At 38.0% G+C, this 1,465-nt stretch carries 1 protein-coding gene; it reads left to right on the forward strand.

All coding sequences use genetic code 11. From position 1 onward, the window contains the following. The first annotated feature begins 123 nt into the window (after positions 1-123). On the forward strand, positions 124-1,455 hold the full coding sequence (locus tag JIV24_RS22110) for an IS5 family transposase (protein ID WP_200467260.1): 1,332 nt from the start codon (positions 124-126) through the stop codon (positions 1,453-1,455). Positions 1,456-1,465: the final 10 nt, after the last annotated feature.

Raw genomic sequence — 1,465 nt, forward strand, 5'->3', positions numbered from 1 at the left:
TAGTTAATCCTTAACAACATCATAAGTCATTAGTTATCAACAATAAATGTGAATAACTAATGGCTTTTAAGCATTCTTAATTGCAAGGTTATTAGTAAATTAGGGTAAAATCTTGCAGAAATAATGAAAGGAAAACTACCTAATCAGAATCAGAGAAATTTGTTTCGTCCCATCTTAAAGGATATCATCAATCCTAAGCATGAACTGGCCATATTATCAGGTCGTATCAACTGGCAGGATTTCGAAGACAGCTTTAGTCCGCTCTATTCACATACTGGCCAGCCAGGCACTCCCATTCGCACGATGGTTGGCTTATTGCTATTGAAAAGGATCTATAATTTGGGAGATGAAACAGTCATGGAGCAATGGGTTCAAAACCCCTACTTTCAATACTTCTGTGGAGAAGCTGAGTTTCAGTGGATGCCTCCGTGTGATCCTTCTGATATGGTACATTTTAGAAATCGCATTGGCGAACAAGGAGCTGAAAAAATACTTGAAGTTTCCATTGACTCCAGACGGGATGAGATTAAAACTACCAATGATGTACTGGTCGATACCACTGCGCAAGAGAAAAACATTACCTACCCCACAGACAGCAAACTGCTGATAAAAGTGATTAAGTGCTGTAATAAAATAGCTAAACAAGAAGGCATTGAACAAAGGCAAACCTATCAGCGAACCATGAAAAAACTCCTGTTAAAGCAGCGCTTTGCACACCATCCCAAACGAAAGAAAGAGGCCAAAGCTGCATTGCGTAAATTAAGAACTATAGCCGGAAGACTAGTTCGAGAACTAGAACGCAAACTTGACCAGGAAACTTTTGTGCGATATGAACAGGTATTAAAGAATTGTTTATGTGTTGTCGAGCAAAAGAAAAGCGACAGCAATAAAATTTATAGTTTACACGAACCCGATACAGCCTGTATTGCAAAAGGAAAAGCTCATAAGAAATTTGAATTTGGTTCAAAGGTATCTTTTGCTGTTGTGCCTAAAGTAAATATCATAGTTGGGATTAAAAACTTCAATGGTAACCCTAACGATACAGCAACTTTAGAACCGGCACTGGAAAATATTGAAAAGGTGAGCAAGATTACATTCAAAAATGCCATCGTTGACAGGGGCTATAAAGGAAAGAAAAAGGTCCGAGACACAATAATAGTCACCCCTAAGCCTCCATCCTCCAGACAACCTTACAGCAAAAACACAATGCGAAAGAAATGTAAATCAAGAGCAGCAGTAGAGCCAGTTATCGGGCACACAAAGCACGGATGCCGTATGATTAAAAACTACTTAAAAGGAAATGCAGGCAATACAATTAATGCAAACTTGGCCGCCGCAGGGTTTAATTTCAAAGGATTACTTCGTAAAATCAAGGAAGAAGTTCTTTGGCTAAAAATAATACTGGAAATATACTTTAAAACTTATAGCATATCTCCAGTGTTTTTTAGTTCGTAAGGATTAACTA

Origin of the sequence: Carboxylicivirga marina (assembly GCF_016612505.1) — a bacterium.
Lineage (GTDB): Bacteria > Bacteroidota > Bacteroidia > Bacteroidales > Marinilabiliaceae > Carboxylicivirga > Carboxylicivirga marina.